Raw genomic sequence first — 21794 nt, forward strand, 5'->3', positions numbered from 1 at the left:
CCGTACGACAGGGTCGGCGATGATCGCCGTCATTGCAAGAGTTCCCGCGCGGTGCCGGGGCGCCGCGCGACGCCGCGTCACTCGACCAGCGGACAGCCCGAGGCGGCGGGATCCATGTAGGCGTCGTCGCCCGGGATCGTCGCCAGCACGTCGTAATAGTCCCACTCGCCGGTGCTGTCCTCGGGCGTCTTGACCTGCATCAGGTAGACGTCGGAAATCATCCGCCCGTTCGGGGCGACCTTGCCGTTCTCGGCGAACAGGTCGCTGACCGGCAGTTCGTGCATCTTGGCGGCGACCGCCTCGGTCTCGTCCGTGCCGGCGGCCTCGATCGCCTTGAGATAGTGCAGGACGCCCGAATAGGTGCCGGCCTGGATCATGTTCGGCATGGCCCCGGTCCGCTCCTTGTAGCGGTTGCCGAATTCGCGGCTTTCGTCGGTGCGGTCCCAGTAGAAGCTTTCGGTCAGGGTCAGCCCCTGCGCGGTCTGCAGCCCCAGCCCGTGCACCTCGGCCAGGGTGAACAGCAGCGCGGCCATCTTCTGGCCCCCCTGGGTGATGCCGAATTCGGCCGCCTGCTTGATGGCGTTCTGGGTGTCCATGCCCGCGTTTGCCAGGCCGATGACCTTGGCCCCCGAGGACTGGGCCTGCAGCAGGAACGACGAGAAGTCGTTGGTGGCCAGCGGGTGCTTGACGGCCCCGGCGACCGACCCGCCGCGTTCCTTGACGATGTTGGCGGTGTTTTCCTCGAGCGAATAGCCGAAGGCGTAGTCGGCGGTCAGGAAGAACCAGCTGTCGCCGCCCTGCTCGACCAGCGCGCCGCCCGTGCCCACGGCCAGCGCATGGGTGTCGTAGGCCCAGTGGAACCCGTAGGGCGAACACTGCTCGCCGGTCAGGTCGGTGGTGGCCGCCCCGGTCACCAGGTTGATCTTCTTCTTTTCCTGGCTCAGCGCCTGAACGGCCAGCGCCACCGACGAGGTCGTCAGCTCCATGACGGCATCCACCTGTTCGGTGTCGTACCACTGGCGGGCGATGTTGCTGGCGATGTCAGCCTTGTTCTGGTGATCGGCCGAGACGATCTCGATCGGCATGTCCAGCACGGTGCCGCCGAAATCCTCGACCGCCATCCGGGCGGCCTCGACCGAGCCGGTGCCGCCGAAATCCGCATAGACGCCGGACTGATCGTTCAGGATGCCGATCTTGACCTTGCCGTCCGAAATTTCCGCCTGCGCGGCCGTCGTCATCAGCGCCGCTGCCGCGACGCCTCCCAATAGCTTGTTCATATGATCCTCCCTGTGCGGTGGCAGTTCCTGCCCTTCGCCGGCGCAAGCATGCCGAAAACAGGTCGCAATGCAACTGTCCCTCTGGACAGGCGGCGCTAGCCCGGATCGCCGCGGAAAGCCGGTTCGTCCCCATTGCGAAACTGCGCCAGCAGCGTGTCGGTGGCGCGCCGCAGCAGCCCCACATCCGTGCCGACGGCGACGAACAGTGCGCCCAGGGCCAGATAGCGCCGCGCCTGGGCGACGTCCTCCGCGATGATGCCGGGCGCCTTGCCGGCGTCCCGGACGGTCGCGATCGCCGCCTCGACCGTGGCCTGCACGTCCGGATGGCCGGGATCGCCCAGATGTCCCATCGCGGCCGACAGATCGGCGGGACCGATGAATACCCCGTCCACCCCGTCGGTGCCCGCGATGGCCGCCAGATTGTCGATCCCGCGGGTGGTCTCGACCTGGACCAGCAGGCAGGCGTCGTCGTCGGCGCGGGCCAGATATCCCGCGTCGCGATCGAAGCCGCTGACGCGCGCCACCGCGCTGGCCACCCCCCGGATGCCGTCCGGCGGATAGCGCATGGCGGCGGCCATCTCGGCCGCCTGCTCGGCCGTGTCGATCATCGGGATCAGCAGCGTCTGGATTCCGATGTCCAGATACTGCTTGACCAGATGCACATGTCCGACCGGCGCCCGGGCCACGGCATGGCTGTGATAGGGCGCGATCGCCTGGGCCTGCGCCAGGGTCGAGCGGATGTCGTTCGGCGCGTGCTCGCCGTCGATCACCAGCCAGTCGAACCCGGCCCCGGCCACCAGTTCGGCCGCATAGTGGTCGGCCAGCCCCAGCCACAGGCCGATCTGCGGACGGCCCTCGGCCAGGGCGGTCTTGAAGCGATTGGGCATCGGGTCATCCACGCGGCAGGTTCTGCGGCAACCTAGCGGCGCGGCGCGCCGGGGACCAGCCGTCAGTGACGCACGAACACCCGGCTGGGCTGCACCTCGCCGCCCAGATAGCGGCCGATGCACAGCGCCTGGCCCGCATGGCTGACCTGCACCTCGGTGCCGTAATCGACATGGCCCAGAACCTGCCCGGGATTGCCGTTGGCGATCCGCACGGCGCCCTGATCGGTGGCCTGCAGTAGCGGCAGGGTCAGCGCCGCCTCGATCGGGCGCAGCGCGGCCTCCAGTTCGGCGCTGTTCGCCCGGTCGACCCGGTCGAACGGGACCGCCCCCTCCACGTCGAAAGGCCCGGACCACACCCGGCGCAGGGCGGTGACGTGGCCGAGGCAGCCGAGGGCGCGGCCCAGATCGCGGGCGATGGCGCGCACATAGCCGCCCTTGCCGCAGACCATGTGCAGGTCGGCGTCGTCCGGCCGCGCCTCGACCAGCGTCAGTTCCTCGACCCATAGCGGTCGGGCGGCCAGATCGACGGCCTCGCCGGCGCGCGCCAGATCATAGGCGCGGGCACCCTCCACCTTGACCGCCGACACCGCCGGCGGCACCTGCAGGATCTCGCCGGTGAAGGCCGGCAGGGCGGCCCGGATCGCGGCCGCATCGGGGCGGGCGTCCGAGGTCTGTAGCACCGCCCCAGACGCGTCGTCCGTGGCGGTCTCGGCGCCCCAGGCGACGGTGAAGTCGTATGCCTTGAGCGCATCGGTCAGATAGGGGACGGTCTTCGTCGCCTCGCCCAGTGCCACGGCCAGCAGCCCGGTGGCGTCCGGGTCCAGCGTCCCGGCATGGCCGGCCTTCTTGGCGTCCAGCGCCCAGCGGACCCGCCCGACAACGTCGGTGGACCCGATACCCGCCGGCTTGTCGACGATCAGCCAGCCCGAAAGGTCGCGCCCCTTGCGCCGGCCCATCAGGACTGCCCCCGGGCCTTGCCGACATAGCCCACGATTGGCCCCATGGCGCGGCCCCAGTCGGCGCGGTTCAGCGCCGGCGCGTAGAGCCGCGAGATCGAGCCATCGAAATACAACGCGTTGCGCGCCCCCAGCCCGTCGCGGAAGAACCGGGCAAATTCGTGGAAGGTCACCGCCCGGTCGGAAATCACGAACCACGCGGTCTGGAAATCCTGCGACACCCCCACGCCGTTGCGGATATAGCGGCTGTCGCTGTCGGCCAGGAACCGCGGGTGCAGCTCGCCGTCGATCACCAGCATCGGGCCCGATTGCGTCGCCAGCCGGCAGTCCGGATCGGCGCTGGCAAAGCGGCGGCTTTCGATGACCTGGAACGGCGCCTTGGCGCCCACGCAGAACACCCCGTTCGGCCGCAGCCCGAAATTGCCGCCGCCGCCGGCGGTGACCAGCCGCCCGCGTTCGGTGCCGTCGGCCCGGTACAGGCCCACCGGCGCGTAGTCGGGATGAAACATCCCGGCGTTCATCGCGAATCCCAAGACCTCGTCCGCGGCAAGCGTGCCGCGCACCGCGCCGAAATCGCCCAGCACCTTGCCGTCCGGCCCGTCGAGCCACAGCCGCAGCTTGTCCTGGTCGGCGCCGCGGACGGTGCAGACCGCGAAGGCTTGGCCCTCAAACGCGCGTTCCTCGCACAGATCGGCCAGCACCGGCAGCGTCATCGCCACCAGCGCGCCCGCGGCCAGACCCAGCCGGCGCCGGACGTCAGCCCATCTCATCGGAATCCGGTCCATCGCCGTCATTCGCCACGTCGCGACGCACCCGGTCCTGTTCCAGCAGGCGCCGGGTGTCGTCCATCCGGTCGAATGTCTCGTCCAGCTCGAAGCGCAGGTTGGGTGCGTATTTCAGCGTCAGGTCCCGCGACACCAGGTGGCGCAGCTCCCGCGTGTTGCGCCGCAGCGCGGCCAGCGCCTCGTCGGCGTCGCGGCCGCCAAGCGGCAGCACATAGGCGGTGGCGATCTTCAGGTCGGGCGAGGTGCGGACCTCGCCCACGGTGATCGAGAACCGGTTCAGGTCGGGATCGTGCACGTCGCCCCGCAGCAGCACGTCCGACAGCGTGCGGCGGATCAGCTCGCCCACCCGCAGCTGGCGCTGCGACGGGCCGGGTCCGTGTTGAAAGCGGTTGGATGCCATCCGCCTCATCTAGGGGGTCGCCGCACATGCCGCAACGGGGTAGGGATATGCGGGGCACAAGCCGGACAACAAGGGGGCGGCGAGGATGGACGCGACAACGGACGACACGACCGGCAGCACGACGGACGAGGCGGGTCCGGGGATCGTCGTCACCGGCGTCTCGGGCCGGATGGGGCGGATGCTGGTCGAACTGGTGCGCGCGTCGGATGCCTGCCACCTGGTCGGCGCCGTGGAGCGTGAGGGCAGCGACTGGATCGGCCAGGACCTGGGTGCCGCGCTGGGCGGGGCGCCGATCGGGATCACCGTCACGGACGACCCGCTGCCGGCCATCGCCCGGGCGCAGGCGGTGATCGATTTCACCACGCCCTCGGCCTCGGTCGGCTTTGCCGAGCTTGCGGCGCAGGCGCGGGCCGTCCACGTGATCGGAACCACGGGCCTGTCACCCGACGACCTGACCCGCATCGCCGCCGCCGCCCGCCACGCCCCCATCATCCGGGCCGGGAACATGAGCCTGGGGGTCAACCTGCTGCTGGGGCTGACCCGCCGCGTCGCCGCCGCCTTGGGCGAGGACTGGGACATCGAGGTGGTCGAGGCGCATCACCGCCACAAGGTCGATGCCCCATCAGGCACTGCGCTGATGCTGGGCGCGGCGGCGGCCGAGGGGCGCGGCGCGGCGCTGGAGGAGCTGCGCACCCCGGCCCGCGAGGGGATCACCGGGGCGCGCCGGCCGGGCAGCATCGGGTTCAGCGCGATCCGCGGCGGCGATGTGGTCGGCGAACACGACGTGATCTTCGCGGCCGCGGGGGAACGGGTGGTGCTGCGACACCTGGCCACCGACCGCGCCATCTTCGCCCGCGGGGCGCTGCGCGCGGCCTTGTGGGGGCAGGACAAGGGGCCCGGCGAATACGACATGGCCGACGTTCTGGGGCTGTGACCGCAGCGCGTTGACCGGCGGCCGTTCAGGACCCCGGGTGACGAGGGCGCCGGCGGCAGCACCCGGCGGGTCAGAAATCGACGGCAATCCCCTTGCGCTCATAGTCACCATAGCGCACCGGCTCCGGCCCGTCGCGGCCGCCCAGTTCGGGCGGCAGGTCCAGCGGCGGCTGGCGCTTCCGGCGCTCTTCGGCCTCGGCCAGCGCCCGCAGCGCGGCCGCCGGCAGGTCCGATCGGTTGGTCGCTTCCGTCATGGCAAAGCCCCTCCAGCGAGGATATCCCTGATCGCCAGCTAAGCAGCGGAGGCGAGATGGACAAGTCTGATGACCGTGAGGGCCGGCCGGGGAACGGACCCGAGGCGCGTCCGCGCCGCCGCGTTGCCGCCCGTGTCCCGCCGCCGAAACCGTCCGCTCAGCCGCCTGCTGCAGCGGATGACACCCCGCCCGCCACGGCAAGACCTGAACGTCGAAAGAAGTCGTCGCCGCCCGGCCGACGGCCATCGGCAGCACGACTACCTCGTCACGACAACTCCGTCGCCGACGCCCGCGCCGGTGCGCTGGCGCTGCTGGCGGCGGTCCGGTCCGGCGCCACGCTGTCGGACGCGGCCGCCGCGCTCGACCATCTGCCCGGCGCCGATCGTGCCCGCGCCCAGCGACTGGCCGCCGAGACCCTGCGCTACCGGGGGCGCGCCGAGGCGGTGCTGGCGCCGCTGTGCCCGCGCCGCCCGCGGCCCGAGGTCCATGACATCCTGATGCTGGGGACGACCGAGATGCTGGCCCTGGCCGAGGCGCCGCACGGCGTCGTCAATGCGGCCGTCGCGCTGGCGCAGCGGGGTGCGCCAAAGGTTCGGGCCGCGGCCGGGATGGTGAATGCCGTGCTGCGCCGCGCCGCGTCAGGGCAGGCCATCTGGAACGCGGCGGGTCCGACCGAATTGCCCGCGTGGGTGCGAAGGCCGATGGAACAGGCTTGGGGCGGGGCAGCGGTCAGCGCCATCGAGGCCGCCCACGAACGCGCCGCGCCGCTGGATCTGACCGGCAAGCCCGGGGCCGTGGTGCCGGGCGAGCCGCTGCCGACCGGCAGCCATCGCCTGCCCGCCGGCAGCCAGGTCACCGCCCTGCCGGGCTATGGATCGGGCGACTGGTGGGTGCAGGACGCCGCCGCGGCGCTGCCGGTGGCGGTGCTGGCCCCGCGTCCGGGCGAACGCATCGCCGATCTGTGCGCCGCGCCGGGCGGCAAGACCCTGCAACTGGCGGCGGCCGGGGCCCGCGTGACCGCCGTGGACCTGAGCGCGCAGCGCCTGACGCGGGTGGCGGACAATATGGCCCGGACCGGGCTTGCCGCCGATCTGGTCGCCGCCGACGCCCTGAGCTGGCGTCCCGATGCGCCGCTGGACGCGGTTCTGCTGGACGCGCCCTGTTCGGCGACGGGGACCATCCGCCGCCACCCGGAACTGCCGCTGATCCGCGACGGCAGTGGTATTCCCGAACTTGTAGCAGAGCAGGCGGCGCTGATCGATCGAGCGCTGGACCTGCTGCGCCCCGGCGGACGGCTGGTCTATGCGGTCTGTTCGCTGCTGCCCGCTGAAGGCGAGGATCAGCTGGATGCCGCACTTGCCCGCCATCCGGATTGCGCGGTCGAACCGCCCGACGGCCCCGGCATCGACCCAGTCTGGATCACCGCTTCCGGCGGGCTGCGGCTGCGGCCGGACTACTGGCCGGATCGCGGCGGCATGGACGGGTTCTTCATCGCCCGGCTCAGGCGCGGCCAGGGCTGACGCCCGGTCAGCCGGCGCACAGCGCCTGGCGGGCCGCGGCGTATTCGTCGGCCAGGCGGTCGATCAGCCGGGCCGCCGGCACCACCGACCGGACCGCACCGATCCCCTGGCCCGATCCCCAGATCTGGCTCCACGCCTTGGCCTTGCTGCTGCCCTTGCTGAAATCCATCGATTCAGGGTCGGCCGCCTGCAAGGCGTCGGGGTCGAGCCCCGCGGCGCGGATCGAGGGTTTCAGGTAGTTTCCGTGGATGCCGGTGAACAGCGACGAATTCACGATGTCCTCGGCCCCGCTGTCGACGATCATCTGCTTGTAGGCCGCGTCCGCCTGCGCTTCCTCGGTGGCGATGAAGGGGCTGCCGATATAGGCCAGGTCGGCGCCGGCGGCCTGGGTAGCGAGGATCGCCCGCCCGGTCGCGATCGCGCCGGACAGCAGCAGCGGGCCGTCGAAGAACGCGCGGATTTCCTGGACCAGCGCGAACGGGTTCTGCTGACCCGCATGGCCGCCGGCGCCGGCGGCCACCGCGATCAGCCCGTCGGCGCCCTTGTCCAGCGCCTTGCGCGCGAAGGTCGCGTTGATGATGTCGTGCAGCGCGATCGCACCGCAGTCATGCGCGGCCTCGTTCACCTCGGGCCTGGCGCCCAGGCTGGTGATCCAGATCGGGACCTTGTGGCGGTGGCAGATCTCGATGTCGCGTTCCAGCCGCGCGTTCGACCGGTGCACGATCTGGTTCACCGCGAAGGGGGCGGCAGGGCGGTCGGGATTGGCCTGGTTGTGGCGGTCCAGTTCGTCCTGAATGCGGGTCAGCCAGGCGTCCAGCAGGGGCGGCTCGCCCTCGGCCTCGCGGGCGTTCAGGGCCGGGAAACTGCCGACGATGCCGGCCTTGCACTGGGCGATGACCAGGTCCGGGCCGGACACGATGAACATCGGCGATGCGACAACGGGGATGCGCAGGCCTTGCAGGATGGGCGGCAGCATGGGGTTCTCCTCGACTGTCGCGCGATGATGGGCGCCGCGCGACGAAGCGCAAGCCCCGCCGCGGCGTCGGATCGGGCAGGTCAGAACGACAGCGGGTGCGCCCGGTGAAACGCGTCGATTTGGCGGGCGGCGTCGGCATCGACCGTCACCGACAGCCCGGCCAACAGGTGATCGAGTTGCGCCACCTCGGTCGCGCCGATGATGGGGATGGCGGGGAACGGGCGCGCCCGGACGAAGGCGATGGCGAGATGGATCGGATCATGGCCCAGATCCCGCGCCATCCTGCCCCAGGCGTCGGCCGCGGCGACCGAGCGGTCGGTCCGGCGCCCGCCCAGGTTTCCCTGTCCGCCATGGGCGATATCGACCGCCGCCCGGCTGCCCGCGGGCGTGGCGCCGCCGGAATACTTGCCGGTCACCAGCCCTGCTGACAGCGGCGAATAGGCCAGCAGGGTCACGTCCTCCTTGTGGCCCAGCTCGGCCATGTCGGTGTCGTAGAGCCGGTGCAGCGGGCCGTATTCGTTCTGGACTGATACGACGCGGGGCCCGCCGGTTCGTTCGGCGGCGGCCAGCCACCGCATCGTGCCCCACGCCGTCTCGTTCGACAGGCCGAATTCGCGCACCTTGCCCGCAGCGACGATGTGCTTCATCGCCTCGGCCACGCCGCCCATGTGGTCCTCGACCTGCGCCTTGCTGGTGCCGCGCGGGTCGTAGGTCCAGTTCTGCCGGAACGCATAGCTGCCGCGCTTGGGCCAGTGCAGCTGGTAGAGATCGATCACGTCGGTCTGCAGCCGGCGCAGCGACAGGTCGACCGCCTGCGCGATGTTGTCGGGCTCGAACCCGCGATTGTCGCGGCTGAACTGTCCGTTCCTGCCCTTGCCGCTGGCCTTGGTGGCCAGCTGCACGTCGGCGCGGCGCCCGGTACGTGCGAACCACGCGCCGATGATTTCCTCGCTGCGTCCGTAGGTTTCGGCAGTCACGGGGTTGACCGGATACATCTCGGCCGTGTCCCAGAAGGTGATCCCGGCATCGATCGCCCGGTCCATCTGGGCAAACGCATCCTCGGGTCCCGTCTGGTTGCCGAAGGTCATCGTTCCAAGGCAGACATCGGTGACGGTCAGGCCGCCAAGCGTGCGGGTTTTCACGGAATGATCGTCCTTTGATTGCGGTGCCGGCGGCGCGCGCGACCCTGCCAGCCCGGGCGGGCGGGTGCAAGCGGCCGCGGCCCCGCCCCGGGGCAGGGTGCGCCGGGACGCCCCGCCTCACGCGCGGTTGAGCGGGGCGTTCTTGCGCCCGGTCCCGGCAGTTGCCACCTTTGCCGGGCCACACGCCCCAGAAGGAGCAGCGATGTCCCGCGCCACCCGCCGCCTGCCCGCCGCCCTGCTGCTGGGGCTTGTGCCCGCCCTTGCCGCGCCGGTCGCGTGGGCCGAGATGCCGCCGGGCATCAGCCATTTCACCCTGGACAACGGCATGGAGGCGGTGGTCATCGAGGATCACCGCGCCCCCGTCGTGGTGCAGATGGTCTGGTACAAGATCGGATCGGCCGACGAGACGCCCGGCAAGACGGGCCTCGCGCATTATCTCGAACATCTGATGTTCAAGGGCACCGACACGCTGGAGCCGGGCGAGCTGTCGAAGACGGTGACCGCCAATGGCGGCATGGACAACGCCTTCACCAGCTATGACTTCACGGCCTACTTCCAGCGGATCGCCGCCGACCGTCTGCCCCTGATCATGGAGATGGAGGCCGACCGCATGGCCAATCTTCGGATCGGCGAGGATGACTGGCAGGCCGAACGCCAGGTCGTGCTGGAGGAGCGCGCCCAGCGGACCGACAGCGATCCCGCCGCCCTGTTTGGCGAGGAACGCGCCGCGGTGCAGTTCTACAACCATCCCTATGGCCGCCCGGTGATCGGCTGGCGCGAGGAGATGATGGGGCTGACCCGGCAGGACGCGCTGGACTGGTACGACTCGCATTACGCCCCGAACCAGGCCGTGCTGGTCGTGGCCGGCGACGTGACCCCCGAGGAGGTCAGGCAGCTGGCCGAAGAACATTACGGCCCGATCCCGCCAAAGCCCGACGCGACCCGCGAAGCCCGCCCGCAGGAGCCGGTGCAGCGTGCCGAGCGGCGGATGGAGATGAGCGACCCGCGGGTGCCGCAGCCGGTGCTGTCGCGCAGCATCATCGCGCCCGAACGCAACCCGGGCGACCAAAAGACGGCGGCGGCGCTGACCGTGCTGGCCGACCTGCTGGGCGGATCGCCCCAGACCTCGGTGCTGGGCAAGGCGCTGATGCTCAGCGGCAAGGCGGTCTATGCCGGGGCCCGGTATGACGGGCTGTCCGTCGATCCGACCACCTTTTCGATGACGGTCGTTCCCGCGCCGGGCGTGTCGCAGGACGAGGCCGAGCGACTGCTGGAGGAGACCCTGTCGGGGTTCCTCGAGGAAGGGCCCGATCCCGCGGCGCTGGGACGTGTCCGCACCCGGCTGCGGGCCGAGCGGATCTATGAACGCGATTCCGCCCATGCCCGCGCCTATGATTACGGCCAGGGCCTGTCGATCGGTCTGACGGTTCAGGACGTGAACGACTGGCCCGACCTGCTGGCCGAGGTGACGGCAGAGGACGTGCGTCAGGCGGCCGCGCTGGTGCTGGGCGACCAGCCGGGGGTGACCTCGTGGCTGCTGCCCGCACCGGGGGCGCAGCTCGCGGCAGCCGACGTCGACCCTGCCGCCCCCGTGGCCTCGGATCCGGCGGCTGTCCCCGTCGACGCTTCCCCCGCCGCGGATGCTGAGGACGCAGAGGCTAGCCCCGTCGACGATACGCCCTCGCCCGGCACTCCCCCGGCGCCGCACGCCGCCGTGTCGCCCAAGGCTGCGGCAGGCGAGGGCACCGACCTCGCCGAGACCACGCCGGCCGACACGGCCTCGTCCGACTCCCACCCGGACGCGCCCGCCGCGTCGGCCCAACCGGAAAGCCAGCCATGATCCGTGCGCTCGTTACCACCCTGACGCTGACCCTGCTCGCCGCGCTGCCCGCCCGCGCGATCGATATCCAGGAGGTGACCTCGCCGGGCGGGCTGACCGCCTGGCTGGTCGAGGATCACTCGATTCCGTTCGTCGCCCTGTCCATCGCGTTCCGGGGCGGGGCGTCGATGGACGCCCCCGGCAAGCGCGGCGCCGTCAACCTGATGACCGCCACGCTGGAAGAGGGCGCCGCGGACATGGATGCCACCGCGTTCGCCGAGGCGGCCCAGTCTCTGGCTGCGCGGTTTTCGTTCGACGCCGGGGACGATGCCGTGACCGTCGGCGCGCGGATGCTGACCGAAAATCGCGACCAGGCCGCCGACCTGCTGCGCGCCGCGCTGGTCGAACCGCGCTTCGACGCCGACGCGGTGGACCGGGTCCGCACCCAGGTGCAATCGGTCATCCGGTCCGAGGAAACCGACCCGAATGCCATCGCCGGCAACCGACTGGCGCGCGCCCTCTGGGGGGATCACCCCTATGGCAGCTCGCTGAACGGCACCATCGACAGTGTCGCCGCCCTGACCCCTGACGACCTGCGCGCCGCCAAGGACCGGGTGCTGGCCCGCGACCGCGCGATCGTGGCCGCCGCCGGCGACATCACCGCCGAGGAGCTGGGTATCCTGATCGATCGTGTTTTAGGCGACCTACCGGCCCAGGCGAGTGCCCCCTTGCCGCCGCCGGCCGAACTGCTTGCGAGGGGCGGAACCACGGTGATCGAGTGGGACAGCCCGCAAACCGTCGTGGCCTTCGCCCAGAAGGGCCTGCCGATGGACGATCCCGACTATTTCGCGGCCTTCGTGCTGGATCACGTGCTGGGCGGGGGCGGGTTCTCGTCCCGCCTGATGGCCGAGATCCGCGAGGAGCGGGGGCTGACCTATGGCGTCGGGACCGGGCTGGTGAACAAGCGTCTGGGCGAGACGTGGCAGGGCGGAATGGCCACCGCCAACGACCGGACCGCCGAGGCCGTGGCGCTGCTGCGCGAGGTCTGGGGCGGCATGAAGGACGGGGTGACCGAGCAGGAACTGGCAGATGCCAAGACCTATCTCACCGGCGAGTATCCGCTGCGGTTCGACGGCAACGGCAAGATCGCGAACATCCTTGTCGGGATGCAGCTGATGGAGCTGCCCCGCGACTACGTGAACACCCGCAACGACAAGGTCGAGGCGGTTACCCTGGCCGACGTGGAACGGGTCGCGGAACGGGTGCTGGATGAGAGCGCCCTGCAGGTCGTGCTGGTTGGCCGGCCCGAAGGCATCGAGGCGGACCCGGTGGCTCACGCGCCAGACTCGGCTGCGAGCACGGGTGCCGCGGCAATGGAGGGTGCAACGGTGGACACCCCGGCCGCCGTCAACTGAAAAGCCGCGCACCCGGAGGTGCGCGGCAATCACGTGGCGGCAGGGGTGGAAGGTCTTACTTGACCTGCACCGCGCCCGTTCCGCCCAGCGCGGCGCCGGCGACGGCGCCGACGGGTCCGGCCACGACGGCGCCTGTTGCGGCGCCCGTGGTCGCGCGGGTTGCAGTATCTTCGCCACAGGCGGCCAGGCCCAGCACCAGCCCGAGGGCCGAAATCACACCGATCTTTGTCATCACATTCTCCTGAAAAGCTGCAACCGGTCGCCCGGTCTCGTGTCCTAGCGCGCGAAAAGCCGATTTGTTCCCGGTGTTCCGCCGCTTGCGCCTGAACAGGGTCGGACCTCCGGGTCGATCCGGATCAGCCTCGCACCCCATCTGCCCCGAATCTGCTGGATCGACTCCGCCGCGGGATGCTAAATCTGGGCGGATGACACAGCATCACCCCCATATCCGCCCGGTGATCCGCCAGCTGGATGAATCCGCCGCGAACCGGATCGCGGCCGGTGAGGTGGTGGAACGCCCGGCATCGGCGGTCAAGGAACTGGTCGAGAACGCCCTGGACGCGGGCGCGCGACGCATCGACATCACCATCGCGGGCGGCGGCAAACGGCTGATCCGCGTCGCGGATGACGGCTGTGGCATGACCGCCGACGATCTACCGCTGGCGCTGGCGCGGCATGCGACATCCAAGATCGACGGCTCCGATCTGCTGGACATCCGCAGCTTCGGATTTCGCGGCGAGGCATTGCCCAGCCTCGGGGCGGTCGGGCGCCTGACCATCGTCAGTCGCGCCGCCGCGGCCGATGCGGCGACGATCTCGGTCACCGCCGGGCGGATCGAACCGGTGCGGCCGGCCGCGGGCAATCGCGGCACCGTCGTCGAACTGCGCGACCTGTTCTTTGCCACCCCGGCCCGGCTGAAATTCCTGCGCAGCGACCGGGCCGAGACCCAGGCCATCGCCGAGGTGATCCGGCGTCTGGCGCTGGCCACGTCCGGCATCGCGCTGACCCTGACCGAGATTGCCGATGAGGGCGGCGGCGGCCGGGTCCTGTTCCGCGCCGACCCGTGCGCCGGCAGCGCGGCGCTGGCGGCGCGGGTGGGCCAGGTGATGGGCCGCGACTTCCTGGACAACGCCATCCCGATCGAGGCGGAGCGTGACGGCGTGCGGCTGACCGGGCTTGCGGCGCTGCCCACCTATACCCGCGGCGCCGCGGTGGCGCAGCATCTGTTCGTGAACGGCCGGCCAGTCCGGGACAAGCTGCTGACCGGGGCGTTGCGGGCCGGTTATTTCGACGTGCTGGCGAGCGGGCGACACCCTGCGGCGGTTCTGTTCGTCGCCTGCGATCCGCACGCGGTGGACGTGAATGTCCACCCGGCCAAGGCCGAGGTGCGGTTCCGCGACCCTGACGCGGCCCGCGGGATCGTGGTGTCCGCCCTGCGCCATGCGCTGGCGGGCGGGACCCGCCGCGCCGCCACCACCGGCGCTGCGGCGACGCTGGCGGCCTTCCGACCCGGCCAGCTGGGGAACGCGCCGGGCCGCAGCAACGCCCGGACCGCGTGGCCGTCGCAACCCGGCCCGTTGTGTGAACCCGTCCCCGACCATCCAGCGACAATGCCGGGCTTCGCCGAAACGCAGGCGCGGGTCGAGCCCCCACGGCAGGACAGTGCCGATCAGGCCCCGTCCGACGCCCCGCTGGGGGCGGCGCGCGCACAGCTGCACGAGAACTGGATCGTCGCGCAGACGGCCGACGGGCTGGTGATCGTGGACCAGCATGCCGCCCATGAGCGGCTGGTCTATGAACGGCTGAAGCAGCAGGCCGCCGAGGCGGTCGCGCAGGGAACGCCCGTGCCCGCGCAGGCGCTGCTGATCCCGGCGATCGTCGATCTGGGCGACGATCTGGCCGGGCGTATCCTGCACGTCGCCGCCGATCTGGACCGGCTGGGACTGACGGTCGAGCCGTTCGGCCCCGGCTGCGTCGCGGTGCGGGCGATCCCCGCGGCGCTGGGCAGGGCCGATGCCGCCGCCCTGCTGCGCGACATCGCCGACGACCTTGCCGACGGCAGCAGCGCCGACCTGCTGCAGGGGCGCCTCGACGCGGTGCTGTCGTCGATGGCCTGCCACGGCTCGGTGCGATCGGGCCGCCGGATGAGCGGGGACGAGATGAACGCCCTGCTGCGCGAGATGGAGCGCACGCCCCGGTCCGGCCAGTGCAACCACGGCCGTCCGACCTGGGTCGAGCTGAAGCTCGCCGACATCGAGCGCCTGTTCGGTCGCTGAACCGGACGGGCGCCGCGCGCCGGGGTCAGGCCCCCATCACTCGGGTGTCACCCGGATCAGCGCCCCGTTCGCGGCATCGGTCAGCAGCATGATCGCCCCGTCAGCCGCCACGTCCACGTCCCGGATCCGCGCGTTGCCCTGCAGGTAGCGTGCCTCGCCGGTGACCCTGTCCCCGTCCATCTGCAGCCGCACCAGCGACTGGTCGCGCAGCCCGCCGATCAGGATGTCGCCCTGCCAGTCGGCGAACATCTCGCCGTCATAGAACACCATGCCGGACGGCGCGATGACCGGGTCCCAGTAGTAGAGCGGCTGCTCCATCCCCTCGGCCGCGGTGAGTCCCTCGCCGATCGGGCCACCGCTGTAGTCGACGCCGTAGGTGATCACCGGCCAGCCATAGTTGCGGCCCGGCTCGGGACGGTTCAGTTCGTCCCCGCCCTTGGGACCGTGTTCGACCGTCCACAGCCGCCCCTGCGGGTCCAGCGCCGCGGACTGAACGTTGCGGAACCCCTTGGCCAAAGTGTCGGGCAGCCAGCCGTCGGTCCCCGCGCCTGCCGCGCCGCCCTGCGGATCGACCCGCACCAGCTTGCCGATATGGTTGTCGTCATTCTGCGCAAGGGCCCGGCTGTCGGGGTTCGAGCGTTCGCCGAGCGTCACGAACAACTTGCCCTCGGGGTCGAGCACGAGGCGGGACCCGTAATGCTTGTCGCTGTCCCACGCCGGTTGCTGGCGAAAGATCTCCCGCACGTCCTGCAGCGAGCGGTTGTCATGCGCAAGCGTCGCGGTCACCACCGCGGTCTGGTTCTTGCCGCCTTCGGCGGGCGCGGCAAAGCTCAGCCACAACCTGCGGGTCTGGGCGAAGTCGGGCGCCAGCAGCACGTCCAGCAGGCCGCCCTGTCCGCGGGCATCCACCTCGGGCACGCCCGAGATCGGCTCGGATGCCGTGCCATCCGGGGCGATCACCCGCAACCGGCCGGGTTTTTCGGTGACCAGCCACGCCCCGTCCGGCATCTGGTCCATGCCCCACGGGTGTTCCAGCCCGTCCGCCACCACTTCCGTCTTCAGCGCGACGTCATCGGCGATCACCGGGGCGCGGGTCTGTTCGGGAAAGGCCGGGGTCTGCTGCGGCGCATTGGGTGCCGCGTCGTTGAAGTCGGCGGCACAGGCGGGCAGTGCCAGCAGCGCCGTGGACATCAGCATCGGGGCAAGGCCGGCCGCCGCGGACCGGATGTGGCTGTTCCGGGACATGGTCGTTCCTCCGTTTCGGGACGAACGAAACCGGTCCGGCGATCGTTCCGGTCTGTTGGCCCGGGACGGGCGGGCGCCGCGCGCGGGCCGCCGAGGCGCCTAGCGGCTTTCTGGCGCGATCACCGGCTGTTCGCGAGTCAGGTGGTTGATCTTGGCCATGTGGTTGGCGATCCCCGACACCTCGGTCAGCCAGGTCCCGACCAGTTCCGGATCGTCGGGCGCGGCATGGACGCCGGGTGGGAAATCGCCCCGCTGCACCGCCTCGACCGCCAGTGCCACCGGATGCGAGACGAGCTGCGCCATCGCCGTCCCGTTGCGCGACCCGTGCGCGTCGAGGACCCATTCCCGGTCATAGACGGTCGCGCCGTCGCGTTCGGCCCGCAGCCGCACGAACAGCACGACCCGGTCGGGTTCGCCCGGATCATAGGCGTAGCGGGTCCAGAACTCGTCGGCCATCTCGCGCAGGCGGACCTCGCCCTCGGGTCCGGTCAGGCTCTCGACCTCGGCAAACACGTCCGCCCAGGCCTCGGCCCAGCCCTTCAGCCGGATCGTGCCCCGCACGAAATCGCGCAGCGCCCAGTCGCGGTCGAACCCGTACTGGTCGACGAAATGGGTGGAATCGCGGTTCGGATAGACCTCGAACCGTTCCGGGGTGGGCAGTGGGGCGTCATAGGGTTCGATCGCGTTCCAGGGCCGGTCCACGTCGCGTTCGGCCCCCTCCCGGATCGACCTGGACGGCGAGCGCAGGGCCCGCAGAACGCCCAGCGGCGACCAGCTGAACTTGTAGCGGAACGGATTGGGATAGCGCGGAATGCCGCCGCAATAGCTGGTAAAGCTGACCACGTCGCCGGGCTGCGCGACCTGCCGGTAATCGGCGACCAGGTCATGCGCCATCAGATGGTCGATGCCGGGGTCCAGCCCGACCTCGTTCACCAGCGCCACCCCCGCGTCGCGGGCGCGCCGGTCCAGCGCGGCCATCTCCGGCGCGATGTAGGACGAGCTGACGAAGTTCGCGCCATGGTCGATGCACAGTTCGGCCAGCCTCACATGCTGGTCGGCGGGCAGCATCGACACGACCACGTCACCTTTCTGCAGCACCCCCGCCAGCGCCTCGGGCGTATAGGCGCGAATGTCGTCGGTCAGGTCGCCGACGGCCTCGCGCGCCTTGTCGACGGTGCGGTTCCACACCGTCACCGGACGACCGTCCCCGATCAGACGGCGCAGGCCCGGGATGGCGGAAAGGCCGGTGCCCACCCAGTGAATGGTCATTCGGACACTCCTTTCAGATGCGTGTCATAGGTGGCAGCGGCGCGGCCCCAGGCGCCCTCGTCGATCCGGTCGAGGCAGCGCAGCACCGGCAGCAGCTGGTCGGCATAGTCGCTGCTGGACTCGCGCGGCAGCATCGACGGCAGGTTGTCGATCGCCATCACGTCCAGCGGCGGATGTTCGGCCACCCGCAGCGCCGGGTGGTCCCAGTCGGTGGTCCGGTCATAGACCTTGATGGGGCTGAAGTCGCTGGTCGGATCGCAGGCGATGTCGCCGATCACCGTCAGCTGATGGGCCGGCCGGATCGCCTCTGCGGGGACAAAGACCGGGCAGCCCGGCTGCGCGAGGATGCAGTTCAGGAACACGTCGTGCAGCAGGATCTCCGGAAACGGCCCGCCGCCGCGGGTCTCTTCGATGTCCCAGCGGGTGACCCGCACCCCCATGGCGGCGCACAGGTCCGACGCCCCCCTGCCGACCCGTCCCCTGGCCCCGATCACGATGGCGGTGGGCCGGATCAGGCCGGTGGCATCCAGTTCCGCGCGCAGTTCCGATTCCAGGCTGTCCTTGTCGGGATAGGGGTGGACCGGGCCGCAGATCGTGCCGCGCTGCTGGGCCGCCCAGCATTTCAGGCTGACCGCCGCACCGGCATAACCGGCCCAGTAGCCGAAGGCGGCCAGCCGACGGCCATCCTCGTCGACCAGATATTCCAGATCGTACAGGCGGCCGCCGCCCTGCCGGAACCTGCGCAGCAGGTCCTGTCCTGCCGGCTGGCCCTTGAACGCATGGCCGAACATGACGTGGCGATGGGCCAGTGGCATGCCGTCGTCGGGCAGTTCCTTGAGACCGAAGATGATCGCATCGGGTGGCGCGGTCCGCCACGCCCCCTCGGTCACGATCTCGGCCCCGGCGGCAGCGTAGTCCCTGGTCGGAAAGATGCGCCGCGCGGACTCCTCGACGGTGACCTTGAAGCCGCGGCGGATCAGGTCGCGCACACCCTGAGGGGTGATCCCGACCCGGTCCTCGTTCGAGCGGCTTTCCGCCCGCACCCACAGATGCGTCATGTGTCCCCCTGCTGCATGCCGCCCGTCGCCCCGCGTCGACGCCCGGCGTCGTTGCCTGGCGTTGGTGCCCGTCTCGTCGGCCGGCGGTGTCGCGCCCGTCACAGGTCTAGGGAAACCGCAGCGGGCGGGCAAGCGGCCTGCGGGCGCCGCGGAACGGCCCGTCGCCGCCGGCGTCGATCCGGGCGCGGGCCGCGGCAATGTCTTCGGTCACCACGGCCATCGCCCAGGCGGTCGCGTGAACCATGCGCTGCGCGTCGATCACCATCGCCACATGGCCCGGCCAGAACAGCAGGTCGCCGCGACCGGGGTCCGACACGGTCGGAAAGGCAGCCTCCTGCAGGTCGCTGTCGCCGGGGCAGGCGATTGCGCAGGCATGCAGCGCCGCCTGGACCAGCCCGGAACAGTCGATCCCCGCGCGGGAATTGCCGCCCCACAGATAGGGCGTGCCCAGCAGCGACAGGGCGACCGTGACCGGGTCCCCTGCCGGGGTGGCGGCGATGTGCTGGACCGGAAGATGGCCGCCCCCGGCCAGCCGCGCGAAGGTTCCGTCGATCCGCTCGACCGACAGGCGCGCCCCGAGCGTCAGGGCCGCGGATTCGCGCAGCTTCAGACCGGGCCCGGGATAGACATGGGTGGCCGGGGCGCTGACCCGGTGGGTGATCGCCGGCCGCTCGCCGCTCAGCCCGTCAGCGGCGATCCAGCCGCAATAGCCATCGGCGGCTGCCTGCACGAAGGCCCAGTCGTCGCGGCGTTCGATCACCGTCACGTCGCTGCCGAAGACCACCTGCCGATCCCGGGCACCCGCCGGTGCGCGGCACAGATCGGCCAGCGGCACGGCCACCCGCATCGGTGTCCCGTCGACCGTCACCGGGCGCTCGACGCCGCTGCCGCGCAGCGCCGTGCGTTCGGTGGCCGGGGTCAGCCGCCTATCCATCAGCCCTCGTCCACCATCTGCGGCAGCGCGTGCAGCAGGGCGCGCATGCCCTGGCCGATCCCGCCTTTCGGGCGACCCGGTGCGGCGGTCGGCTGCCAGCCATAGATGTCGAAATGGACATAGATGCCCACACCCTCGGCAAACCGCCGCAGGAACAGCGCCGCGGTGATCGCGCCGGCGAAACCGCCGCCGGGCGCGTTGTCCAGATCGGCGATGGCGGGTTCGATCATCGATTCGTAGGGATCCCAGAACGGCAGGCGCCAGACCGGATCCGCGTGATCGTGCCCGGCCTGGTAGAGGGCCCGAGCCGCGCCCTCGTGATCACAGAAGAAGGGCGGCAGGTCGGGGCCCAGCGCCACCCGCGCGGCCCCGGTCAGCGTCGCCATGGAAATCAGCACGGCGGGCGCGTCCTCGGCCGCAAGGGCGAGCGCGTCGGCCAGCACCAGCCGCCCCTCGGCGTCTGTATTGTTCACCTCGACGGTCAGACCCTTGCGGCTGGTCAGCACGTCGCCGGGTCGAAAGCTGTCGCCGGCGATGGCGTTCTCGACCGCGGGGATCAGCACCCGCAATCCGCCCGCGCGCCCCAGCCGGGCCAGCGTCTCGGCGAGACCCAGCACGTTCGCCGCGCCGCCCATGTCCTTTTTCATGATCAGCATGGAGGCGGCAGGCTTGATGTCCAGCCCGCCGGTGTCGAAACAGACCCCCTTGCCGACCAGCGTGATCGCCGGTCCGTCGCCGGGAAACCGCAGGTCGATCAGCCGCGGCGCGCGACCCGGCCCGGCCGCCCGGCCCACGGCGGCGATCATCGGGAACCCCTCGGCCAACGCTTCACCGGTGATCACGTCAATTGTTGCGCCATGCCGGGCGGCAAGGTCGCGCGCGGCGTCCTCCAACTCGGCCGGACCAAGATCGGCTGCCGGCGTGTTGATCAGGTCGCGCGCCAGATATTCGCCGGCCGCCATCGCCAGCACGGCATCGGCGTCGACGCCGGCCGGGCAGACCAGCCGCGCCTGCGGCGGCTCTGCAGCCTTGTAGCGGCCGAACCGGTACTGCGCGAACAGCCAGCCCAGCGCGCCATGGGTCGCGTCATAGCCGTCCGGCAACGATTCCAGGCGCCATGCCCCCCCGGGCAATGAATCGGCCGCCTTGGCGAGCGTGAAGCGTTCGCGGGCTGGGCGATCCGACGGTGTCGCGGGCCGACCGACGCCGAACAGCGCGCCGGCCAGACCGTCCTCGCCCGGCAGCAGGCACAGCTGCCCCGGCTTGGCGGCAAAGCCGGCGGCAACCGGGAACCTGGTGTCCACGCCGGGGGGCCACAGCGGTCCGTCGTCACCTTGGGCGACCAGCCACAGCGGCCGGCTTTCGGTCCCCGCCGGGGCAAATTCGGGTTCGGTCATCACGTCCTCCTGCGCGTCTCCGCCCGGTTCTTGCGCGGACGCGCCCGGCGGGGAACCCCCCTTGTCGGGGCGATCGGGACATTATTCCCGCGGTCCGCCGATGACCGGCCCGGATAGCGGGCGGCATATTCACTTCCCCCCCGATTTCGGTTAGTCGCCGGCGGCTTGAACGCGAAAGGATCCCCTGATGGGCTACAAGGTCGTCGTCGCGGGCGCCACGGGGAACGTGGGCCGCGAAATGCTGAACATCCTGGCCGAACGCCAGTTTCCCGCCGACGAGGTGGTGGCCCTGGCGTCGCGCCGCAGTCTGGGCACCGAGGTCAGCTATGGCGACCGGACCCTGAAGACCCGCGACATCGAGGGATTCGACTTTACCGGCTACGACATCGCGCTGTTCGCGATCGGGTCGGAACCGACGAAGAAATACGCCCCCCTGGCCGCCTCGCAGGGGTGCGTGGTGATCGATAACTCGTCGCTCTATCGCTACGACCCGGACGTTCCGCTGATCGTTCCCGAGGTGAACCCGGAGGCCGTCGAGGGTTACGCGCGCAAGAACATCATCGCCAACCCGAACTGCTCGACCGCGCAGATGGTCGTCGCGCTGAAGCCGCTGCACGACCGGGCCCGGATCAAGCGGGTGGTGGTCAGCACCTACCAGTCGGTGTCCGGCGCCGGAAAGGACGGCATGGACGAGCTGTGGAACCAGACCAAGGGCATGTATGTCCCCGGTCAGGAGGTGGAGCCGAAGAAGTTCCAGAAGCAGATCGCCTTCAACGTGATCCCGCAGATCGACGTCTTCATGGATTCCGGCGAGACCAAGGAAGAATGGAAGATGGTCGTCGAGACCAAGAAGATCGTGGACCCCGCGATCAAGGTCACCGCGACCTGCGTGCGGGTGCCGGTCTTCGTCGGCCATTCCGAGGCGATCAACATCGAGTTCGAGGATTTCCTGGACGAGGACGAGGCCCGTGACATCCTGCGCGAGGCGCCGGGCGTGCTGGTGATCGACAAGCGCGAGCCGGGCGGCTACACGACCCCGGTCGAATGCGTGGGCGACTATGCGACGTTCATCAGCCGCATCCGCCAGGATTCGACCATCGACAACGGCCTGAACCTGTGGTGCGTCAGCGACAACCTGCGCAAGGGCGCGGCCCTTAACGCCGTGCAGATCGCCGAGTTGCTGGGCAACCGGATGCTGAAAAAGGGCTGACCGCCGCCGTGCGTGTGGCGGGGCACCGTTCCGTGGTGCCC

20 protein-coding genes are annotated in these 21794 nt (G+C 70.7%); 6 read left to right on the forward strand and 14 right to left on the reverse strand.

The features are described from left to right. Positions 1-77: 77 nt before the first annotated feature. The 5 genes from Q0938_RS07605 to rbfA all read right to left on the reverse strand — a co-directional run bounded on the left by Q0938_RS07605 (position 78) and on the right by rbfA (position 4305). Complete coding sequence (locus tag Q0938_RS07605) at positions 78-1277, reverse strand: ABC transporter substrate-binding protein (protein ID WP_299360709.1); 1200 nt, start codon at positions 1275-1277, stop codon at positions 78-80. A gap of 95 nt (positions 1278-1372) precedes the next feature. Next, positions 1373-2164 carry an aldolase/citrate lyase family protein gene (locus Q0938_RS07610; protein WP_299360710.1) on the reverse strand — a complete coding sequence of 264 codons (792 nt, stop codon included), beginning with the start codon at positions 2162-2164 and terminating at the stop codon, positions 1373-1375. Between the two features lie 62 nt (positions 2165-2226). Next, positions 2227-3120: a tRNA pseudouridine(55) synthase TruB gene (gene truB / locus Q0938_RS07615; protein ID WP_299360711.1), complete on the reverse strand. Its 894-nt coding sequence runs from the start codon at positions 3118-3120 to the stop codon at positions 2227-2229. Then, entirely contained in the window at positions 3120-3890 is a 771-nt protein-coding gene (locus Q0938_RS07620; protein ID WP_299360712.1) for a phosphodiester glycosidase family protein, read from the reverse strand. The genes truB and Q0938_RS07620 overlap by 1 nt, the downstream gene beginning before the upstream one ends. Continuing rightward, a complete protein-coding gene (gene rbfA / locus Q0938_RS07625) occupies positions 3877-4305 on the reverse strand; it encodes a 30S ribosome-binding factor RbfA (RefSeq protein WP_299360713.1) in 429 nt (142 codons plus the stop codon). Before rbfA ends, Q0938_RS07620 begins: the two co-directional genes overlap by 14 nt. 85 nt (positions 4306-4390) lie before the next feature. Here rbfA and dapB point away from each other — a divergent pair, with 85 nt between their 5' ends. Further along, on the forward strand, positions 4391-5239 hold the full coding sequence (gene dapB / locus Q0938_RS07630) for a 4-hydroxy-tetrahydrodipicolinate reductase (protein WP_299360715.1): 849 nt from the start codon (positions 4391-4393) through the stop codon (positions 5237-5239). Positions 5240-5309: 70 nt separating this feature from the next. On the opposite strand, the gene Q0938_RS07635 is transcribed toward dapB, so the two are convergent. After that, positions 5310-5492, reverse strand: coding sequence for a DUF1674 domain-containing protein (locus Q0938_RS07635; protein ID WP_299360717.1), 183 nt, complete (start codon positions 5490-5492; stop codon positions 5310-5312). Positions 5493-5548: 56 nt separating this feature from the next. Between Q0938_RS07635 and Q0938_RS07640 the strand changes: the two genes are divergently transcribed. Continuing rightward, on the forward strand, positions 5549-7012 hold the full coding sequence (locus tag Q0938_RS07640; RefSeq protein WP_299360718.1) for a transcription antitermination factor NusB: 1464 nt from the start codon (positions 5549-5551) through the stop codon (positions 7010-7012). A gap of 7 nt (positions 7013-7019) precedes the next feature. Here Q0938_RS07640 and Q0938_RS07645 read toward each other — a convergent pair whose 3' ends face one another. Then, entirely contained in the window at positions 7020-7988 is a 969-nt protein-coding gene (locus tag Q0938_RS07645) for a nitronate monooxygenase family protein (RefSeq protein ID WP_299360719.1), read from the reverse strand. Between the two features lie 80 nt (positions 7989-8068). Next, a complete protein-coding gene (locus tag Q0938_RS07650) occupies positions 8069-9130 on the reverse strand; it encodes an aldo/keto reductase (RefSeq protein WP_299360721.1) in 1062 nt (353 codons plus the stop codon). Between the two features lie 202 nt (positions 9131-9332). Between Q0938_RS07650 and Q0938_RS07655 the strand changes: the two genes are divergently transcribed. Together Q0938_RS07655 and Q0938_RS07660 are read left to right on the forward strand one after the other, a co-directional pair. Next, positions 9333-10970 carry an insulinase family protein gene (locus Q0938_RS07655; protein ID WP_299360722.1) on the forward strand — a complete coding sequence of 546 codons (1638 nt, stop codon included), beginning with the start codon at positions 9333-9335 and terminating at the stop codon, positions 10968-10970. After that, the gene (locus tag Q0938_RS07660; protein WP_299360724.1) at positions 10967-12364 is read left to right on the forward strand and encodes a pitrilysin family protein; all 1398 of its coding nucleotides are present in this window, start codon (positions 10967-10969) and stop codon (positions 12362-12364) included. The genes Q0938_RS07655 and Q0938_RS07660 overlap by 4 nt, the downstream gene beginning before the upstream one ends. Positions 12365-12419: 55 nt before the next feature. On the opposite strand, the gene Q0938_RS07665 is transcribed toward Q0938_RS07660, so the two are convergent. Next, positions 12420-12596: a hypothetical protein gene (locus Q0938_RS07665; RefSeq protein WP_299360725.1), complete on the reverse strand. Its 177-nt coding sequence runs from the start codon at positions 12594-12596 to the stop codon at positions 12420-12422. A gap of 193 nt (positions 12597-12789) precedes the next feature. On the opposite strand from Q0938_RS07665, the gene mutL reads away from it, so the two are divergent. Next, positions 12790-14640, forward strand: a complete 1851-nt coding sequence (gene mutL, locus Q0938_RS07670) for a DNA mismatch repair endonuclease MutL (RefSeq protein WP_299360726.1) — start codon at positions 12790-12792, stop codon at positions 14638-14640. Between the two features lie 36 nt (positions 14641-14676). Here the strand turns inward: mutL and Q0938_RS07675 are convergent, their stop codons facing one another. From Q0938_RS07675 to Q0938_RS07695, 5 genes are all read right to left on the reverse strand, one after another. Further along, on the reverse strand, positions 14677-15885 hold the full coding sequence (locus tag Q0938_RS07675) for a PQQ-dependent sugar dehydrogenase (RefSeq protein ID WP_299360728.1): 1209 nt from the start codon (positions 15883-15885) through the stop codon (positions 14677-14679). Between the two features lie 99 nt (positions 15886-15984). After that, entirely contained in the window at positions 15985-17154 is a 1170-nt protein-coding gene (locus Q0938_RS07680) for a saccharopine dehydrogenase family protein (RefSeq protein ID WP_299360730.1), read from the reverse strand. Then, positions 17151-18212 (reverse strand): saccharopine dehydrogenase, encoded by a 1062-nt coding sequence (locus Q0938_RS07685; protein ID WP_299360731.1) that lies wholly within the window; start codon positions 18210-18212, stop codon positions 17151-17153. Before Q0938_RS07685 ends, Q0938_RS07680 begins: the two co-directional genes overlap by 4 nt. Before the next feature lie 106 nt (positions 18213-18318). After that, positions 18319-19146: an NlpC/P60 family protein gene (locus Q0938_RS07690; protein WP_299360733.1), complete on the reverse strand. Its 828-nt coding sequence runs from the start codon at positions 19144-19146 to the stop codon at positions 18319-18321. Beyond that, positions 19146-20543, reverse strand: coding sequence for a M17 family metallopeptidase (locus tag Q0938_RS07695; protein ID WP_299360734.1), 1398 nt, complete (start codon positions 20541-20543; stop codon positions 19146-19148). The genes Q0938_RS07690 and Q0938_RS07695 overlap by 1 nt, the downstream gene beginning before the upstream one ends. Before the next feature lie 187 nt (positions 20544-20730). Here Q0938_RS07695 and Q0938_RS07700 point away from each other — a divergent pair, with 187 nt between their 5' ends. Further along, the gene (locus tag Q0938_RS07700) at positions 20731-21753 is read left to right on the forward strand and encodes an aspartate-semialdehyde dehydrogenase (RefSeq protein WP_299360736.1); all 1023 of its coding nucleotides are present in this window, start codon (positions 20731-20733) and stop codon (positions 21751-21753) included. Positions 21754-21794: the final 41 nt, after the last annotated feature.

Origin of the sequence: uncultured Paracoccus sp., from assembly GCF_947496875.1 — a bacterium.
Lineage (GTDB): Bacteria > Pseudomonadota > Alphaproteobacteria > Rhodobacterales > Rhodobacteraceae > Paracoccus.